The sequence below is a fragment of the Paenibacillus sp. BT-177 genome, from assembly GCF_025846815.2.
Lineage (GTDB): Bacteria > Bacillota > Bacilli > Paenibacillales > Paenibacillaceae > Paenibacillus > Paenibacillus polymyxa_C.
In genome coordinates this window covers 263,804-282,624 of record NZ_JAOYTP010000005.1, presented here as the reverse complement: position 1 = coordinate 282,624, position 18,821 = coordinate 263,804, and the positions used below count along the sequence as shown (strand labels likewise).

The 18,821-nt window shown below is 46.5% G+C and carries 16 protein-coding genes, 1 pseudogene and 1 other annotated feature; of the genes and pseudogenes, 11 read left to right on the top strand and 6 right to left on the bottom strand.

Annotated elements, in window-relative coordinates; translation table 11 throughout:
• Window positions 1-56: 56 nt before the first annotated feature.
• Window positions 57-1,022, bottom strand: coding sequence for an aldose 1-epimerase (locus tag OIU26_RS17575; protein WP_264217540.1), 966 nt, complete (start codon window positions 1,020-1,022; stop codon window positions 57-59).
• A 141-nt stretch (window positions 1,023-1,163) separates the two neighbouring features.
• Window positions 1,164-1,421, top strand: a binding site (T-box leader).
• A 55-nt stretch (window positions 1,422-1,476) separates the two neighbouring features.
• Between OIU26_RS17575 and trpS the strand changes: the two genes are divergently transcribed.
• Window positions 1,477-2,466, top strand: a complete 990-nt coding sequence (trpS, locus tag OIU26_RS17570; RefSeq protein ID WP_058830386.1) for a tryptophan--tRNA ligase — start codon at window positions 1,477-1,479, stop codon at window positions 2,464-2,466.
• Window positions 2,467-2,509: 43 nt separating this feature from the next.
• Here the strand turns inward: trpS and OIU26_RS17565 are convergent, their stop codons facing one another.
• Complete coding sequence (locus OIU26_RS17565; RefSeq protein ID WP_016324694.1) at window positions 2,510-2,677, bottom strand: hypothetical protein; 168 nt, start codon at window positions 2,675-2,677, stop codon at window positions 2,510-2,512.
• Between the two features lie 120 nt (window positions 2,678-2,797).
• On the opposite strand from OIU26_RS17565, the gene OIU26_RS17560 reads away from it, so the two are divergent.
• Window positions 2,798-3,019 carry an alpha/beta-type small acid-soluble spore protein gene (locus OIU26_RS17560; protein WP_013311857.1) on the top strand — a complete coding sequence of 74 codons (222 nt, stop codon included), beginning with the start codon at window positions 2,798-2,800 and terminating at the stop codon, window positions 3,017-3,019.
• A 251-nt stretch (window positions 3,020-3,270) separates the two neighbouring features.
• On the opposite strand, the gene OIU26_RS17555 is transcribed toward OIU26_RS17560, so the two are convergent.
• Entirely contained in the window at window positions 3,271-4,254 is a 984-nt protein-coding gene (locus OIU26_RS17555; RefSeq protein WP_064963472.1) for a metal-dependent hydrolase, read from the bottom strand.
• Window positions 4,255-4,457: 203 nt separating this feature from the next.
• Here OIU26_RS17555 and cyoE point away from each other — a divergent pair, with 203 nt between their 5' ends.
• Window positions 4,458-5,402 (top strand): heme o synthase, encoded by a 945-nt coding sequence (gene cyoE, locus OIU26_RS17550; RefSeq protein ID WP_013372928.1) that lies wholly within the window; start codon window positions 4,458-4,460, stop codon window positions 5,400-5,402.
• Between the two features lie 90 nt (window positions 5,403-5,492).
• Here the strand turns inward: cyoE and OIU26_RS17545 are convergent, their stop codons facing one another.
• Window positions 5,493-5,834, bottom strand: a complete 342-nt coding sequence (locus tag OIU26_RS17545; RefSeq protein ID WP_040102932.1) for a toprim domain-containing protein — start codon at window positions 5,832-5,834, stop codon at window positions 5,493-5,495.
• A gap of 415 nt (window positions 5,835-6,249) precedes the next feature.
• The gene (locus OIU26_RS17540; RefSeq protein WP_264217539.1) at window positions 6,250-7,419 is read right to left on the bottom strand and encodes an MFS transporter; all 1,170 of its coding nucleotides are present in this window, start codon (window positions 7,417-7,419) and stop codon (window positions 6,250-6,252) included.
• Between the two features lie 223 nt (window positions 7,420-7,642).
• On the opposite strand from OIU26_RS17540, the gene OIU26_RS17535 reads away from it, so the two are divergent.
• The 7 genes and pseudogenes from OIU26_RS17535 to OIU26_RS17505 all read left to right on the top strand — a co-directional run bounded on the left by OIU26_RS17535 (window position 7,643) and on the right by OIU26_RS17505 (window position 16,785).
• On the top strand, window positions 7,643-8,125 hold the full coding sequence (locus tag OIU26_RS17535) for a hypothetical protein (RefSeq protein WP_029518209.1): 483 nt from the start codon (window positions 7,643-7,645) through the stop codon (window positions 8,123-8,125).
• A gap of 16 nt (window positions 8,126-8,141) precedes the next feature.
• A complete protein-coding gene (locus tag OIU26_RS17530; protein ID WP_264217538.1) occupies window positions 8,142-9,293 on the top strand; it encodes a transglutaminase domain-containing protein in 1,152 nt (383 codons plus the stop codon).
• Between the two features lie 20 nt (window positions 9,294-9,313).
• Window positions 9,314-11,395 carry a penicillin-binding transpeptidase domain-containing protein gene (locus OIU26_RS17525; protein ID WP_264217537.1) on the top strand — a complete coding sequence of 694 codons (2,082 nt, stop codon included), beginning with the start codon at window positions 9,314-9,316 and terminating at the stop codon, window positions 11,393-11,395.
• Between the two features lie 183 nt (window positions 11,396-11,578).
• A pseudogene (locus OIU26_RS17520) lies at window positions 11,579-13,657 on the top strand (peptidoglycan D,D-transpeptidase FtsI family protein).
• Between the two features lie 81 nt (window positions 13,658-13,738).
• Window positions 13,739-14,488: a Cof-type HAD-IIB family hydrolase gene (locus tag OIU26_RS17515; protein WP_013372921.1), complete on the top strand. Its 750-nt coding sequence runs from the start codon at window positions 13,739-13,741 to the stop codon at window positions 14,486-14,488.
• A 49-nt stretch (window positions 14,489-14,537) separates the two neighbouring features.
• Window positions 14,538-15,017 carry a DUF456 domain-containing protein gene (locus OIU26_RS17510; RefSeq protein ID WP_013372920.1) on the top strand — a complete coding sequence of 160 codons (480 nt, stop codon included), beginning with the start codon at window positions 14,538-14,540 and terminating at the stop codon, window positions 15,015-15,017.
• Between the two features lie 133 nt (window positions 15,018-15,150).
• A complete protein-coding gene (locus OIU26_RS17505) occupies window positions 15,151-16,785 on the top strand; it encodes a polysaccharide biosynthesis protein (protein WP_264217536.1) in 1,635 nt (544 codons plus the stop codon).
• Between the two features lie 18 nt (window positions 16,786-16,803).
• Here OIU26_RS17505 and OIU26_RS17500 read toward each other — a convergent pair whose 3' ends face one another.
• The gene (locus tag OIU26_RS17500) at window positions 16,804-18,093 is read right to left on the bottom strand and encodes a DUF2515 domain-containing protein (RefSeq protein ID WP_264217535.1); all 1,290 of its coding nucleotides are present in this window, start codon (window positions 18,091-18,093) and stop codon (window positions 16,804-16,806) included.
• 235 nt (window positions 18,094-18,328) lie between these two features.
• Here OIU26_RS17500 and OIU26_RS17495 point away from each other — a divergent pair, with 235 nt between their 5' ends.
• The gene (locus OIU26_RS17495; RefSeq protein ID WP_013372917.1) at window positions 18,329-18,673 is read left to right on the top strand and encodes a thioredoxin family protein; all 345 of its coding nucleotides are present in this window, start codon (window positions 18,329-18,331) and stop codon (window positions 18,671-18,673) included.
• Window positions 18,674-18,821: the final 148 nt, after the last annotated feature.

The following is an 18,821-nucleotide window of genomic DNA, read 5'->3' as shown; positions in this document are numbered from 1 at the left end:
TATGCGACAGAGTTATGAAAATATGCGCCGAAGGAAGAAAAGTGACTATAGGGAAATTACGGATATATGATATGAATCTGAGTTTTGAGGTCGATGGATTGTTGAGGCTCTAGACGGATCAACCCACCATCTCCGACTGGGTCTGGGAAATTGGGAGCATCAGATAGCCAGGTATAAGGCTCAATGCAAAGATACTGATCGCATTCCCCTTTGGTATATAGCACCCAATATTTAAAGTATTGCTCATCTGCTGTGTAGCGGATTTGATAGCCATCATCACGAGTCAAAACAGCTTCAGCAGGGCCTTCCGTTGCTCGCAGCACAGTATCCAAGTTTGTTCCTTTCAGAGATAGACCTGAGGAGAGCTGTTCCAAATGATCTAAAGAAGTAATGACACCTGTAGGCAGCTGCTCAATATCCTGTTCGTATACTCCATTCACCGGTAGCTTCAGGCGCCAGCGCTCAGGTTCTCCATCCACCATAAACCAAGTGTGGTATCCCAAGCCGAATGGGGCTGTTTTTTTACCTAGATTTGTGACGCGCAGAGTTTGACTTAATACGGTGCCCTGCAAACGATACGTCATTTCCAGCCGCAAAGGAATGGGGTATTGTTCCATCCAGTGTGGATCACTTTCTGTCAGAAGCTCGGTTGTTACGCTGCAACCATCTTCATCCTCTTCAATATCGCTGCAACGCCAGGATTGATTGCGATGCAGACCGTGTATATGATTGTCGTTGGCTGTATTACGGTCAAACTGATATGGGACGCCGTCAAACTCAAATTGTCCTTTGCGAATTCGGCCAGGAGGAATCAAAATAGGTAAGCCAAAATGATATGGCTTTTGTAAATAAAATGCCAATTCTTCCTCGCCAGGTCGACGTACGATATCCCGGTTCAGCTTCAGATCACGCACGGAAATAATATTATTCCCGAGACGAGGGATCATTGTAACTTCCAATTCACCACTATGTAAAACATACGTGTCGTAACCGTTCCAGTGTTCTTTGGTCACTTGTTTCATATTCATGCTCCTTTGTCCACTATAATCGGTTGAAGCTTCGTGTCATTATGATAACAGATTTTTGGTCATATGGCACAATCGTCATTTGACAATAACAGTAAGCGGAATTATCATTAATGTAGCTTAGAAAGAAATGACATGGATAACACGATGATGAGGACAAGTAAGCTTTTGCATAAGCTCTTCAGAAAGCCGGTGGTGGATGAGAACCGGTGAGCCTGCACTGCTGAATGGACCTTGGAGTGCCGCACAGAACAGGATTTTGCTTTCCTCAGTATGACGGCCGATTGCTCCCCGTTAACGGAGCTTTAAGATTGCAGCGGCCACGGAGGATAGCTCCGATAACTAATAGGCTGACGGCAATGAATAAGGGTGGTACCACGGTCTCGCGTCCCTTGAGGATGCGGGGCCTTTTTGCGTTCTAAAATATTGAAATAAACGGAGGAGGAAGAATATGAAAACCGTACTTTCAGGTATTCAGCCTAGTGGACAACTTACTTTGGGTAATTACATCGGCGCAATGAAAAACTTTGTTAAATTGCAAGAGGACCACCAATGTTACTTTATGGTTCCAGATCTTCATGCGATTACCGTACCGCAGGAACCAGCTCAATTACGCGAGCAGTCGGAGGCGGTGGCGGCATTATTTATCGCAGCGGGTATTAACCCAGAGAAATCCAACGTCTTTTTACAATCCCATGTTCCTCAGCACGCTGAGCTGGGATGGTTGATGACGACACTGACGAATATGGGCGAGCTCGAACGTATGACTCAGTTTAAGGACAAGTCTGCTGGCAAGGATTCCGTAGGAGCAGGGCTGTTCGTATATCCGTCGTTGATGGCAGCCGACATTTTGCTCTACAATGCGGATCTTGTTCCAGTAGGTGATGACCAGAAACAGCATCTGGAGCTGACACGGGATTTGGCGGGCCGTTTTAATCACCGTTATGGAGATTATTTTACTGTTCCCGAGCCGTATATCCCTGAAGTAGGGGCGAGAATTATGTCCCTGGATGATGCATCCAAAAAAATGAGCAAGAGTAATCCGAATGCAGGCAGTTTTATTGCGCTGCTGGACGATCCGAAAGTTATACGCAAAAAAATCAGCCGCGCCACTACCGATTCGGGCAGTGAAGTTAAATATGATCCGGCCAATAAACCGGAAATTAGTAATCTAATGAGCATTTACAGCCAGTGTTCCGGTTTGTCGCTCCAAGAAGTGCAGGATCGTTATGAAGGCCAAATGTACGGGACATTTAAAAAAGAACTGGCTGAGACGGTTGTAGCTATGCTTGAACCGATTCAGCAGCGCTATCGCGATATCCGGGAATCCGGTGAAATTGGACATATTTTGGCCCAATCCGCAGAGCGTGCTCAAGAAGCTGCTGAAGTCACGCTGTCTGCGGTTAAAGAGCGCATGGGCTTTTTGCCACGTGTACGCTAGAGCCCATTGAAGACAAGGCAGATGGGGTTTTCTACAAATTGACTTAAGAACGACGTTGTCGGGCCTTGATTACGAAGCCCCAACCGATATTGCCGACAGATAAAAGCCCCAGTAATATAGCAAGCCAAGCAGAATAGCTGATGGATATAGCGGCTGCTGTCAGCAGGACAATGGATGAAACGGCGAACCATAGGGATAGACCTTTGCTCATGGTAAAAACCTCCAGCTTTCGAATGTTGAATTTCAGGAATAAGTAGATGTAAGTGAGCCATAATAATCTTGCAAGCTTGCAATGAACCTCACTCACAAAGAACTGAAAGGAGATTCAAATATGAGCAGACGTCGTTCAAACAACCTGCAAGTACCGCAGGCCAACGCCGCTTTACAACAATTAAAATATGAGGCAGCTCAAGAACTTGGCATCACCATCCCTCAGGACGGTTACTTCGGTAATGTCGTTTCCCGCGAAACAGGTTCTCTTGGGGGATACATCACGAAAAAGCTGGTCCAACAAGCAGAACAATCCTTGTCGGGCAGCAGCCGCTTGCAGTAATACACATAAACACTCCCATCTTGGAAGCTGTATTATGAGCAGCTGTGATGAAGGAAATCCGGAGCGATCATGCTCCGGATTTTTTTGCGCATGCTTACGACCATTGTGAATCACGTCAGTCTGCTTCGTCAAGAGGGCGCTTACATGAGATGTTTTTTTTACGGGAATGGTCAAAAAAACAGCAAGCCCCCGTTTAAGGGAGACTTGCTGTCTGTAATACACTGCGGCTTATTGTTAGCTTGTAAATGTTTTTAATTCGTATGCAGGGAAAGACGTTTTTGCATTTTTTCGTCACTGAGCCATCCGATATAACTGTTGATCAGTCCGAATTGCTTATCCATCGCGACCACCGCCACGAATGGATATTGCCTCCGGTGTCGATACCTGACGTCTCCCCATCGCACAATATAACCCCACTCCAGTTCTTCCACCTCGGCAACGGCAAAGGAAGAAAAATAGCGAAATGCTTGCACATCGCGATAGGATGTGGAGGCTTCTACGGCTGGGTGTGTGGATGGAGTTGCATGTTTCGTCCAAAATAAATGCTTACCATTTAATCCACCAATGTCATAGCTTCCATTCTGATGAGCTTTTACCACATGCCACCGGTTCCATGATACTGTGGGAATGATATAATAGGTGTCGCCTTCCTGACGCTTGTTGTCCATATCACGTACCGCTTTTCTGGTAATAAAATGACTCCAGGTTCGCCAAATGTAATACAGGCCAATAATGACGTACAGCGTAATAAATAAGGGAGCGGGCGGAACTAATCCGGTGATCCACAGCATTATCGCAGCAACATGGGTGCCGAAAATAAAGGGATCAAAAATATGGATGATATTCCATGATATCCACTTATTCGTAAACGGCCGAAATGCCTGGGTTCCGTACGTATTGAATAAATCTGTGAATACATGCAGGCAGACGGCGATCGTTACCCATAATGCTACATGACCCGGGGGCACATCCCTGAAGATCAGGCAAATCAGTCCCGTTATGGACAAGATCCATATCAACCAGAAGGGGATAGAATGCGACAGTCCACGGTGATTGCGAATATAGGCTGCATTATTTTTCAACCGAAGCAAGGTATCGAAATCCGGAGCTTGTGACCCTACGACTGTAGCGAGCAGTATGACTGCTGCTAGCTTGGGATCTCCGGCGACGACAGGATCAGTATAGGCCAGCCCGGCCAACCCGACTCCCATGACAAAGTGTGTGGCTGTATCCATATCTGTCGCTCCTTTTGTATTGTTTCCTGTACTTATTACTACCCAAATTTACTGTAAACGATCAACAGGGGTGATTTGCCATCTGAATTGTGAACGTTTTGTGCGTTTTCTGTCAAACTTTTTGGGGTAGGTATATGATAAAATTTATATCGGAGTTCAACTTACTCCCGAATTCATACATCTCTAAGGGGGAGTTACTCACAATGGATAATATTAGTTATAAGACTTCTTCGGATGCGGCTACCTATTCTGTAAAATCTAAACCACCCGGCAAGGCGGGCACTTGGAAAGATTTTATTACAGTTACCAAGCCAGGCATCCTTCGTACTAATCTGGTTGCAGCCTTCGGTGGTTTTTGGTTAGCATCGCAATGGGACGTTGACTATATAAAGTTAATTCTTACACTTCTAGGTACAATGTTGGTTATGGCATCTTCTTGTGTTTTTAACAACTACTTTGACCGTGAGTTGGATTTGAAGATGGAGCGGACACGTAATCGCTCACTGCCGACTGGGCGTCTGACCCCCACAACGGTGCTGTCATACGCTATTATTTTGGGCATCGTCGGATTGGCTGTTTTATTCTCCTTCTCTGGTGTGAAGGCAGGGCTACTGGGCATATTAGGTATGATTGTCTACGTTGGCATCTATACGCTCTGGTTGAAACGTTCGTCTACATGGAGTACATCCATCGGCGGTATTTCTGGGGCTATGCCTCCGGTAATTGGTTATGTGGCCGCATCGGGCCGTATTGATATGGGCGCTTGGCTCTTATTCGCACTACTGTTCTTATGGCAACCGCCTCACTTCTGGGCACTTGCCATTCGCAGAGTCGAGGAATATCGCGCAGCAGGATTTCCATTGTTGCCAGTCGTAAAAGGTATCCATCGGACTAAGATTCAGATGATTCCTTATATTGTGCTGCTGATTCCGGTACCCATCCTTATGTATGCTTATGGATATGCCGGTATGATTTTTATGATCGTGTCCGTGTTATTGTCCGTGCTTTGGGCGTTTTATGCCTTTAAAGGCTTTACGATTAAGGAAGAAGAAACGGATTCTTGGGCAAAAAAAGTATTTTTCTTTTCCATTAACCATTTGACACTCAGCTTCTTGCTGATGATTGTTGATACGGTTCATAAGTTCTAATACCAATCTTAGAGGCATTGGTAATGGTGCACTATATAGCTGTCCAACAGGCATGAAATTGACCTGAGGACAGCTTTTTTATTTACAGGACTAAAGAACAGGAGGGTATATAATGTATTCCTCAAGCCCTGCTTTTTCCAACTGGGCAATCACATATTCATCCGGAGTACCTTCTACACCAGCATAGCCTTTGCGTGTATACATATGAAGTGCATCTGGAAAAGCGTCTGCAAGCACCCCTCTTATTTTTTTTCCTGAGCTGTCGTTGTCCATAAATAAATATATTTCGTCATGCTTAGTCCGCTGGCGGAGGGATTCCAATTTTATAGAGTTTAGTGTGCCGAAGGTGCATAAAATGTTGACCTCCGGATCGAGTAATCGGCGGAGTTTACTGCGGTCATTTTTTCCTTCGACGATCACGGTTATCGCCATTTTGCTCACCCCTTGCTTGATGCCTGTGCTCGAAATTCCCCGGGAAATGAAAGAATATGTGTATAGTTTAGCTCTAAAAGGGGTTCTCATGCAAAAAACAACAAAACAGCCTGCCAGAAGTGGCAGGCATGGGTACATAGCCAGCATATTAGGGCATATCAGACATCAGATCCAGCAAGTACGAAGAATGATGACGAGCAGAACATAAAGAACAAGAATGATACCAGTCGAAGTGCCGAAAACAGGGCAAGGGCTTACAGGATGACAGTGGCTCACGGGCTGCACCTCCCTTTGTAAATAAATTGTTCAGTCAAATTAGTCTATGTTGAGTAGGGGATTAGGTACTGTGCGTATGCCCTCTAGAACGTATTTTGGGCTTTAAAGGTAGAATCTCAGCATGTCCCCTTAGTTGTAACTAGGAATGGTAAGGACCCGGGGCAGACAGTGGTGGTGTAGGAGATAATCGCTGAATGGGAACGAATAGCAGGCCAGTCATCAGAATCAGAAATGCGATAAAAAAAGGAGATATGTGATCCGGAAGCTGACCCGCCAGTACAGGCCCGGCAAAGGAGCCGATAGACGTTGCAATGGATTGCAGGGCAAAGGTTTTGCCCAATCGAGCACCTCCAATCCGTATGAAGAGAGAGGCCAGCGCTGGAAAAATGATGCCTTTGGCTGTTCCCAAAATAAACAGGATAATGCCTATTATCGCTTCGGGCGTAGTGGCGAGTGCGTAGAAGCTTAAAGACATCAGAATAATGCCGCAAAGTAGCCTTACCATCGGTGAATATTTGTTCAGAAAAAGCAAACTGAGCGTACAGAGTGCTCCCAAACTAATGATGGAAAAGAGCAATCCGGTGGACATCATGGACGCAGAACCGTTATTTCGTAATGGGATCTCGTAAAATAAAATGCCTTGTGCGCACGCCAAAACAAAAGGTAAAAGCAGGTAACGCCAATTGAATGGTAACCGCGTCTGTGCTGGCGAGAGTGGAGCGGGTGTCGTATGACCATCAGATAATTGGGCCTGCGGAGCGGGTGCTTTTTTGGGTAAGGTGAAATAAGCCATAAGCCCCGTGATTACGAGAATGATACCAAGGGAACTAAATGTCTCGCTAAAGCCAAAGCTGGCAACGATAAATGCGCCTGCGGCTGGAGATAGAACAGAGGCCAACGTGTGGACGACACCATGTCCCGACATATATTTGCCCTGGGTAACCGGATGATCAGACAGTTGCGCCAGCATGGTCAGACAGGCTGGAGATAAAAAGGCCAACACATAGCCACTAATCGCACGCAGAAAAAGTAATTCCCACGGTGTATGGATGTACGATTGAATGATCAGGATCAGGCCTGCAGCTGTCAGGCTGAACATAATATATCGGCGACTGCCGTGTTTGTCGACTTTGGGACCTGCCATCAAATTGCCAGGCAGGTGAGTCAGAGAGTAAATCCCCATCATCCAACCGATAAAGGTAGGAGCTGCCCCCAGAGAGATGGCGAATGGCGTCAAAATAGGATATTGCGCATGCAGATCAAAAAAGGCAATGAACAAAAAGAGATACAGCCAGAGGGCTGTTTTCATGTGAATGACCCCCTTTCCCTAATGTAAACTTTCATGTTACTTCGTATTGGCCCTTCCTAAGTTGTACGCTGGATTGGACGAACATAGACCACTTTGTATGGACAAGAATTGAAAGACAAGGTATGTATAAGACCTAAGCTGACAGGACATTGCGTAATCATGTATAATTACAGAGACAATTTTGCAATTCGAATCATGTAGTTGAAAACGGGAGTGTAGCGAAATGGATAAGGGCGTCTGGAGAGAGTTTTTGGAACATAATTGGCAGATTGTTCAAGATAATTGGCTGTATATATTAATTGGGCTTGTCCTATTGTTAGTCATATTGAAGGTTGTAAGAACTCTCATAAAATGGCTGATTGTCATCGTCGTAATTGCAGGCTTGCTTATCTACAGTGGCATTTCCTTTGAACAGGTCGGCAAGGTCGTTACTCAGGCAAAGGATGATGCGATTAACAAGGTTCAGAGCGAGGCCTTGAACATGATGATCAAAGAGGGACGGGATGCCCAATACACGTCCAACGCGGATGGTACGTTTTCGGTAACCAGCTCCAACTTGGAAGTGAAAGGTCCATTTGATGGTGACAAGGTCAAGGTATGGTTTCAGGGGATGTCGCTGGGCGAGTGGAGTATGGGCGATACCGTCAAGAAATATATCGAAGGTGCGAAAGGCTCGGCTGTAACACAGTCGCCACAGTCGCCGTAGAGACAGGAGGAACACAATGAAACCATCCTGGCTGGAGCCTATTCTTCATTGGAATGGCGTGACGGTGTTTTTAATTGTCATTGTACTGCTGTCGTTGATTCAGGGCTGGAGACGAGGAGCTTCCAGATCTGTAGGGGCGCTGTTTAGTCTTATTGTGGATGGCATACTGACTGTAGCGGGTATTTTGTGCTCGCTCGGATTAGCCATGTGGCTTTCACCGAAGGTGCAACAATGGCTGGCAGCTTACATGGAGCATTTGCCACAGCGAAAACTAAGTGGGATTGAGCAATTTTATTATACGCTTGTGGCGGGGATAGAGGGTTTTCCGCTGCTGCGGTTCGCCGTATTGTTCATGCTCAGTTATGCTATTGCCCAGTTTATACTGCGTGCCATTTATGTGTTGATGGTAGGTGGCAAGTCAGATTCCTCCCTCCATGAGCATCCAAAAAAATCGGGCTTTTTCAGCAGGGTGGCAGGGGCCGGAATAGGTACTCTTATTGGTGGAGCTCGCGCCATGATGATCATAGCCCTGCTGTTCATAGGCGTTAGTCTGTACCCAGACAGCGGGTTTAGCAGCTACGTGCAAGCTTCGCCGATTTATAAGCAAGGTGCGCAATCGGTCATTGAGCCGTTGTCCGGGACTCTGATTAAGGATAAGCTGCCCGTATTTACGCAGGCTGTTACCAAGGAATTGAATGGTATCATGCAGCGCAAATATGAAATAATCGACCGGGACATTCCAAGCGATATCGTTCAGGCAGCGGCCAAGATTACAGAAGGGGCTAGCGGTGACGAGCAAAAAGCTAGAGCGTTGTATGAATGGGTAGGCACCCGTATTAGCTATGATTACAGTAAGGTCGAAGCCTATGAGCAACGTGGTGACTGGCATGAACAGACTCCCAGAGATACGTTTGATACACGTAAAGGAGTGTGCATTGATTATGCCCGCCTTTACTCAATGATGGCTCGTTCGCAGGGGCTACAGGTCAAGGTTGTAACAGGCCTTGGGTACAACGGACAGGGAGGATACGGGTCCCATGCCTGGAATGAGGTATATTTGAGCGGACAGAATCAGTGGGTACCGCTAGACCCGACCTGGGCGCAAAGTGGGGACTGGTTTAATCCGCCTGGTTTTGCCCAAACACATATCAAGGATAAAGTGATTTAATAAGGAGTGGAAAAGGGCACATGAGAAAGATAGACAACGAGCAGGGAACAGACAATGGGACGTCTGATCGAAAAAGATTCAGCTTTCGGATCAATCTGTTCTTTTTCAGCTCGTTCATTATATTTACAGTCATCATTGTAAGATTGGCGATACTTCAATTTGTGGAGGGCCCTCAGCTCAAACAGCAGGAGGCCAGTAATGTTACCAAAAATGTACCACTTACGCCGATTCGCGGAACGATTTATGATTCAACCGGACAGAACAGACTGGCGTATTCGACACCTGTACAGTCGCTCTATATCACGCTCTCCAAGAACTACAGTGATGGTATGGAAGAAAAGCGTGATAATGACAAAAAGCTATTGCCTGAGCTGGAAAACATGACACAAAAGCTGGCAAATCGATTTGCCCAATATGGTAATAAAGATGAGCCGCAAATGACGGCAGAACAAATTATGGACGCTATGGATCGGAACTATCAGCGATTTAGCGGTTTTACGCCGCGTCTGATTAAAACCAATCTTACTCCAGACGAAGTCGCTTATTTTATGGAGCATAAAAGTGAGTTTCCAGGCGTAGATGTCGTAGAGGAAACGGTACGTCATTACGATCCTGATACGGTAGCTGTTCAAGCGGTCGGTTATATTAAAAGTTATAAAAGTGCGCGTGAAACATTGGCTAAATATAAGAATATTCAAAAATCCATGTCAGCTGAAAATGATCCGGGCCTCATCTATATGGATAATGAATCTGTGGGCTTTGATGGACTGGAATATCAATATCAAGAACAATTACGAGGAAAAAATGGCTATAAAACGGTTCCGATTGATCCGCGTAATATGCCGGAGGGTGTAGATTCTGTTACACCTCCGCAAAAAGGGGATAATGTCTATTCCACGATTAACAAAGAAATTCAGGTGAAGACTGAAAATGCCATTATGGATCAATTGAGATGGCTCCATACACACGCTGTATCTGGCAGGACTCATCCTTATGCGAAAACAGGCTTTGCTGTAGCCATGGAAGTGGATACAGGGAATGTAGTCGCGATGGCCAGTATGCCGGATTATGATGCGAATTATTGGCAAACGGGTACGATTTCAAAAGACAAATATGAAGAAATAAAACATGTGTATCAAAACGCTACAATAAAGAACGTTGGCTCAGGCCAATCTGGACAGCACCCAGATTCTACCGTGCTTCTCGGATCAACTATTAAACCGCTGTCTGTTCTTATTGGATTGGAAGAAGGACTATTTACAACAAATACGTACTATCAAGACACAGGAGCAGCTTATTTCGGACGGAACAACTCTTCACGGGTGCGGAACTCCTCTGGTCATGTGTACGGTTCAATGGACCCGGCTACCGCTATTCGTCATTCCTCCAATGCCTTTATGGTCGATATGGTTGGCAAGCGTTTATATAACAAATACATTAACAATGCCACAGAAGCTCAGGGCATTAACGTATGGGATCGTTATATGAAGGAGTTTGGATTAGGCGTTTCTACTGGAGTAGACTTACCAGGTGAGTTCAAGGGGCTTTTGGAATATACCGATAAAGGAGAATCAGCCCTTTCCAGACTGGCATATGCATCCTTTGGTCAACAAGGTAAATATACACCTATGCAGCTTGCCCAGTATACAACGATGATTGCAACAAAGGGCAAACGGATGGAGCCGCATTTGGTCAGTCAAATTAAAGATACCAACGGTAATGTGGTTCAAACGTTTAAGCCGAAGGTGCTGAATGAAGTGAAATTTCCGGATGCTTACTGGAATGAAGTCATACGTGGGATGGCAACAGATGTCAGCGCATTTAAAGGTTTCCCTTATGACTTTGCTCGCAAAACGGGGACATCACAGCAGAGTGTAGGCAGAGAACTAAAAGATAACGGTGTATTTATCGCCTTTGCACCACGTCAGAATCCTAAACTTGCAGTAGCAGTTGTCATTCCTGAAGGAGGCTTCGGAGCTTGGAGCGCCGGACCTGTGGCACGTAAAATATTTGATGCTTACGACGAAGTGTACGGTCTGGACGGTGTTCCTAAGAAAAAGGATGCAGCGACAGCCGATTCCAATGCAGCCAAACAGCCATAATTATTTTTATACAGATACTATTTCAGGTAAGCTTCCCTTAGCCATTGGGCTAAGGGAAGCTTTTTTTGTATTTTTTCTACGTTTTCTTACAAAATTGTCATCTGGGAATTCATCGTTTATTGCTTTGGATATGGTAGGATCAGGAATATAAAACCTAACTGAAAGGAGTAATGACCAGCTAATATGGACAGAGGAAGTTTGGATAAAAAGTTTTCATTTAAAAAGAAAAATGTTGAAGAGAATGAAGAGTCACGAAAAAAACGGACGGTTTTACGAACCAACCTACTGTTTTTTAGTACTTTTGTGCTGTTTGCCCTGATCATTACCAGACTAGCTGTATTGCAGTTTGTACAATCGGAGGAGCTCAAAGGCCAGCAGCAATCCGTAAATATGAAAAATGTCCCGTTAGCCCCGAGTCGCGGCACGATTTATGACTCCACAGGTACGGTTAAGCTGGCGTATTCGACTTCAGTACAGTCCTTGTATGTAACTTTATCTAAGGATTATAGCAAACGTACGGAGAAAGATCGCAAACCGGGGGAAAAGCTGCTCCCTGAGCTTAATGCTTTTGCTGCCAAGCTTGCTGCCAAATTAAACGAACTGGGTCGTACCGAAGGAGAGCAGCTTAATGCAGAGGAAATAAAAAAGCGACTGGACCCGGACTATAATCAATATAGGGGATTTACCCCACGTTTGGTCAAATCCGACTTGAGTCGGGAGGAAATCGCTTATTTTCTGGAACATCGGACAGAGTTCCCTGGTGTAGAGGTTGTAGAAGAAAGTGTACGCCATTATGACCAGGATCGGGTGGCGGTACAAACGATTGGATATATGTACAAGTTCAAAGGAGCTCGAACGAACCGGCCCAAATATAAAGAGCTCTATGAAGCTAATTCGGAGGTTTTAAAACCGGCACAGGTGTATTCGGAAAGTGAAACGGTCTGATATGATGGCTTGGAACTTCAGTACCAGGATGAGCTGAGAGGAAAAAACGGATATAAAACGGTAGAAGTCAATCCGCGCAGCATGCCGGAGGGTATTGAATCCATTACTCCTCCGGAAAAAGGACATCATCTATACTCCACCATCAACAAGGAAATTCAGCAGAAAACCGAACAGGCCATTATGGATCAGCTTCGCTCGCTTCATACTCATGCCGTATCAGGGGAGCTTCATCAAGACGCGACCACTGGCTTCGCTGTAGCGATGGAGGTAGAGACTGGAAATGTCGTGGCAATGGCCAGCATGCCGGATTATGACTCTAATGTATGGAAAAGTGGAAGTACCTCGCCTTCGGTATATGACGAAATTCAGCATAAAATGGGGAATGGAACAATTAAATCCGTACCTAGCGGAAAAGCGGGTCCACATCCAGAATCTTCGGTGATTCTGGGTTCAACCATTAAACCGCTAACCGTGCTGATCGGGTTGAAGGAAAACCTGTTTTCTCCCGGACAGACTTATCAGGATACGGGAAGTGCGTATTACGGCAAAAATCGCTCCAGCCGGGTTGGGAACTCTAGCGGACATGTGTATGGTTCTTTGACACCTAGCAGGGCAATTGAGGTCTCGTCGAATACGTTTATGGTGGATATGATCGGCAAGCCACTGTATGCGAAATACGGAAGTAATGCAGATATGCATCAGGGAATTGATGTATGGGACAAGTATATGAAGGAATTTGGATTAGGCGTTCCGACTGAAGTCGATCTGCCGGGCGAGTGGGCAGGCAGACTTGAGTATACGAGCAAGCATGAAAGTGCGCTGACACGTTTGGTACAGGCATCCTTTGGTCAGCAAGGGAAATATACAGCGATGCAGCTGGCCCAGTATACGACTGTGCTGGCAACCAAGGGCAAGCGAATGCAGCCTCATCTAGTCAGTAAAATTGTGGATGACCAGGGGAATCTCGTACGTGAGTTTAAGCCGAAGGTGCTGAATGAGGTCGCTTTTTCAGATACGTACTGGAATACTGTGATTCGCGGCATGGCTACCGATGTTAAAGCCTTTAACGGATTTCCCTATGATTATGCCCGCAAAACGGGGACTTCTCAGCAGGTGGTGGGACGTACGGTTAAAGATAATGGGGTGTTCATCGCTTTTGCTCCACGCCAAAATCCGAAGCTGGCTGTAGCGGTTATCATTCCTGAAGGGGGCTTTGGTGCGACGAGTGCGGGACCGGTTGCGCGTAAAATATTTGATGCGTATGACGAAGTATACGGGCTTGATGGTATTCCCAAAAAGCCTCTGGTAGCGAAATAAGGACTTGAATACTTTTGTGGGCTTCTCTTTTTCATGGTAAAATGTCGTTGGACATAAGGGACAACAGGAGGAAGAGAGACCATGGGAGAAAACCAATATAAATACAAACTGCTTGCGCTCGACATGGATGGAACTTTACTGAATGATAATCATGAAATAAGCTTGGAAACAATTAACTGGATTAATAAGGCGATTCAGGAAGGGATTCATGTATGCTTGTCCACCGGACGTGCAGCGATGCATGCTTTGCCTTACGGTCAGCAACTCGGTCTGGAGACGCCAATGGTAACTGTAAACGGCAGTGAAGTATGGAAATCACCTCACGAATTGTGGCGCCGCTATTTACTTGATAAAGAGCTTATTCGCAAGATGCACCAGATTGCCGTAGAAACAGGCTCCTGGTTCTGGGCTTACTCAACCGAGGAGTTATACAACAGAGATCGTTGGCCGGACACATTGGACACACAGGAATGGCTCAAATTCGGTTTTAATACGGAAAATGACGAAATTCGCCATCAAATTTTGCTCAAGCTTCAGGAGATGGGTGGACTTGAAATTTCCAATTCTTCGATGACGAATCTGGAAATTAATCCGGCCGGTATATCCAAAGCCAGTGGCATCGCTGAAGTGTGCGACCTGCTCGGCATTACCATGGAGCAGGTGGTTGCCGTAGGTGACAGTCTGAATGACCTGGCTGTGATTCAAGCGGCTGGACTGGGCGTAGCGATGGGGAATGCTCAGGATACGGTAAAAGAAGCCGCTAATGTGGTTGTGGCTTCGAATAATGAGGACGGCATTGTAGAAGTGATTCGAGATTATGTGCTTGTGTAATAAAATGATGGTGCACAAGCAAGATGAATAGACGAGAAGGAGGAGGCCCATGGACGTTGTAGGTTGGATTGTTGTCATTGTACTGTTCATTGTGGGCATGGCGGGAGCGGTGTATCCCGTATTGCCGGGGGCGCTCGCCATTTATTTTGCATTTTTTGTATACGGCTGGTTTTTCTCGTTTGCTCCATACAATGCTTTGTTTTGGATTATACAAACACTAATCGTCGTTGCCCTTTTTATTGCGGATTATGCTGTGAATGCGTGGGGAGTCAAGCGATTTGGCGGCTCGCGTCTGTCAGCGATCCTTAGTACTGTGGGAATCATAATCGGCCCCTTTGTTATTCCAGCATTCGGTTTGATTTTGGGACCATTTATCGGTGCTGTGCTGGGTGAGCTGATTGGCAAAGCCCCGCTGGATCGAGCTATAAAAGTGGGCTTTGGCTCCGTCTTGGGTCTATTTACTAGCACCGTGATGAAAGTAATTTTGCAGCTTGCCATGATTATTGTATTCTTGATTTGGGTGTTTTAACCAGAGATTCGTTTATTATGATTTGCAGAGACAGAATCGACATGCGGCTCCGCACCGGTGATGGCTCAGGCCATGACTGTTTGTTGCGGGGCTTTTGCATGCATGTGAACAGCAAGAAAGAAGGGAACGCATTTTGTCCAATAAAGAAACATTCCTTAAAGGTACGCTTATTTTAGCCGCTGCCGCCTTGGTGGCCAGAGTGCTTGGTCTGGTACAGCGCGTTCCATTGGAGCATTTGCTCGGCTCCGTCGGGAACGCCTCGTTTACTATTGCGAACAACGCTTATTTGATGCTGCTCACGGTCGCTACGGCCGGCATTCCCAGCACACTGAGCAAAATGGTTTCGGAACGCTACGCACTGGATCGTCCTGCGGAAGCGCGACGTGTGTATCGTGCGGCTTTGATATTCGCGGCCGTGGCCGGTGTTATCATTACGGCGCTGCTGTATTTTGGAGCGCCTTATTTTGCCGAGCATGTAGCAGGGGTTCCGCAGTCTGCTTTGGCTATTCAGGCTTTGGCACCCGCTTTGCTGTTGTTTCCTGCCATTGCGATGATGCGCGGATACTTCCAAGGACGCGGTAATATGACCGCAGGCGGTATTTCACAGATTGTCGAGCAGGTCGCACGGGTAGCCACCGCAATTCTGCTCGCTTTTATTATTTTGAAGCTTGGCTATGGAGATCGTGAGGTAGCGGCGGGGGCCTCCTTTGGGGGTGTCATGGGAAGTCTCGGCGCTCTGGCGGTAATGCTGTACTACACGGTGAAATTGCGTCGTCAGGATCGCCAAGATCGTCAAGAGCAATTTCAAGAGGAACGCTCCGCGCTACCGATGATGCGCATTTACAAAGATATTTTCAAACTCTCTATTCCTATCGTATTGTCGTCTCTGACGGTTCCGGCGGTTAATTTTATTGATACGTCGATTGTAGTTAGACTGCTGTCTGGACAAGTGGGATTGGATCAGGCGACTACTCAGTTGGGTTATCTAGGCTCTAGGGCACAGAGTGTGGCAGGCATTCCGCCGATTTTGGCCATTGCACTCAGTCAATCGCTCATTCCGATCATTTCAGCGGCTTTTGCCCGTAAGGATGAACAGCATTTACAAAATCAGATGACGCTTGCCTTGCGCATCTCTATTCTGACTGGAATGCCGATTGTGCTGGCTTTATGTGTGACTGCCTATTCTATTAATGGCCTGCTGTTCAGCTCGCTTGGAGGCAGCGGGATTATCGCTGTTCTGACACTCGGAACGATCTTTCAGATTACGATGATGACCTCTAATTCGATATTGATTGGTATGGGGAAGCCGCGTATTTCAATGGTCAATGTGATGGTTGGGATCGTCGTGAAGTTGGCAGCGAGCTGGCTGCTGGCTGGTTGGCTAGGGATTTACGGAATTATTGCCGCAACCGGATTATGTTTTCTCGTCATTACGTTGCTGAATTTGCGTGTGCTGAAAGGTATTGTTTCCTTCTCAATCATGGGCCGTCGCTGGGCTGGCTTCCTAACCGCAGTCGTTGTCTCGGGAGCTATCGGGTACGGAGTAAATGAAGCCTGCATTTTGCTGGTACATCTGATGCCTGCGCGTGTAGCCTTCTTGATTGCGTGCTGCATTGCCGGAGCGGTTGTACTGGTATGCTACTTGGTATTGCTGGTTGTACTGCGCGTATTGCGCAGGGACGAGCTGGGTAACTATCCGCGCGTGTTGCAGAAGGTATTGCGTCCGTTAATGCGCCTACAGCGTGAGTCCACTGGACAACGAGGCTAAAAAAGCCCTCTCATCTGTTCAGTGAAAGGACCTTAAGCTGTTATGAGCATCATGGGCCATTGCTGTTTTTTGAATGCCATGGCGATGCTCATGGCGCATGGCAAATAACAGAGGCCGTCTTGGTTCACTGATATGCCCAAGTGTAGAACCGTCCTGAAACCAGTCATAACGGGGAATCGGATCATAGGCTGTATCTGACCAGACGGCGTTCAGCTCCGGGCTGTACAGACGTTGACTTGGCGGGAGCCATTCATGTGCTAAAAGCGTTGCACTCTCTTCTGGAGAGCGCAGCGCTTTTTGTACATTCGGAGTGAATAGTCCGGGCCAATAGTCGCTGCGAGACCCGGTATGCGGCACGCTGGCTGCAAATGCGGATACCTGATCCAGTACCTGCTGATGGCCAAATAACATAGCGTAAAGACTTTTACCAAAGCCGATCCGCTCGTCCAGATGGCCGAAATGCTCCATGACAAGTCCGGCAAGTCCACCGTTTAGCCCAAGCGGAAATATAACCTGATTGAGCTGAAGCCAGTCATGCAAATAAAAACCTGGCTTATGTGTCACAAATTTTTGAAAATACGGGTCTTTCACAACCCGTCCTTCAATATAGTTTTGTTCATTAATAATGAGCGCCACCGTCAAAAGAGAACTATCCCGCCAAGCCCAGAAACGTTCCCAAAAGGGCTTCATGAATGGCGAAACGTGAAAATGAGGCAACAAATGGAAGCAACTTCGTCCCAAATGACGGCTGTGCATGTAAAGCTGCAACTGTGGATAAGCGTCTTGAAAAATAAGAGCGTTACAGCGCTCAAGTAGCCGATATAGCCACTCCTTTTCCTGTTCGCCGAACAGGTTGCCAATGAGCTCCCCCTTCAGATCAGTCATATTATAGCCGCCATTACGAGAAACCAGATGGGCCAGTAATGCCCAGTGTAATTCCGGGTAGCCACGATAGCATTCAAGATAAGCGGCAGTGCGCGTGATGTTGCTGCGATTCTCCTGTGCTGTATCGTTTTTGATCCGCTCCAGCAGCTCACAGTCTGTTTCGCATAAGGGCATATTTAGAGAAGAGGGACGCGTAGCGGGTCCGTTCACCAACATTAATGCTTCAGCTTCATTCATGGCGGCCTGTGCCGAATGATAGTCCCACGGCAGATCACGCAAGGGATAGCGTAATTTACGGGATTCGGTCCAGGCCGCACGTTTGCCCTCCCATGCCTCCTCCGCAACACGCGGAACGGAACCCAGTAACTTGAGCCCCCCCTGAAGCTGTCGAGATGCGACATGGAGCCATTCGGTGAGAGACATGTTTAAATAACCTCCTTTCAAATGCAGGCATCCCCGTATTCCACCAAGTATGTTGGGTATGCTATTGGGATGTCGTCGCCTATGTGGATTCTTAAGTATATCTATAGTATGTCTCAATGAGAGGGCTTCCAATCGGCATGTGAGCATAATAGGGGAGTGTGCAAAAGCTTCACTTGGCGTTACAATAGAAAGTACAGGATCTCCTGCACAAAAGAAGTTTAAGGAGGAATTATGTATGCAAAAAATCGTCTCTCATGAAGACTTTAATAAGGCAATATCCACTCCAGGTGTAACTGTAGCTGTGTTCAAGGCGGACTGGTGCGGGGATTGTCATTTTATTGATCCATTCATGCCTGATGTAGAGCAACAATATGCAGACAAGCTTACATTAATTGAGATTGATGTAGAACAGGCCGAAAGTGTCAGCCAAGAGCAAAATGTTCTAGGGATTCCTAGCTTTATCGCTTACAGTGAAGGGCGAGAACTAGTACGTCTGGTGAACAGATTGCGTAAATCCCGCGAGGAAATTGAGCAGTTTTTGGACCGGGCTGTAGAAGTCCATGCTAACTTGGCAAAATAACAGATAATAGTATGTATGAGGGCTCCGCAGGGAACCTTAATCATCAGGATATTCAGAAAGCCGCTTCCTTCCGAAGGAGGCGGCTTTCTTACGGACACGTTCACATTTTGTCAACAAAGCTCGTATGTCAAGGAACGATATATCAGTT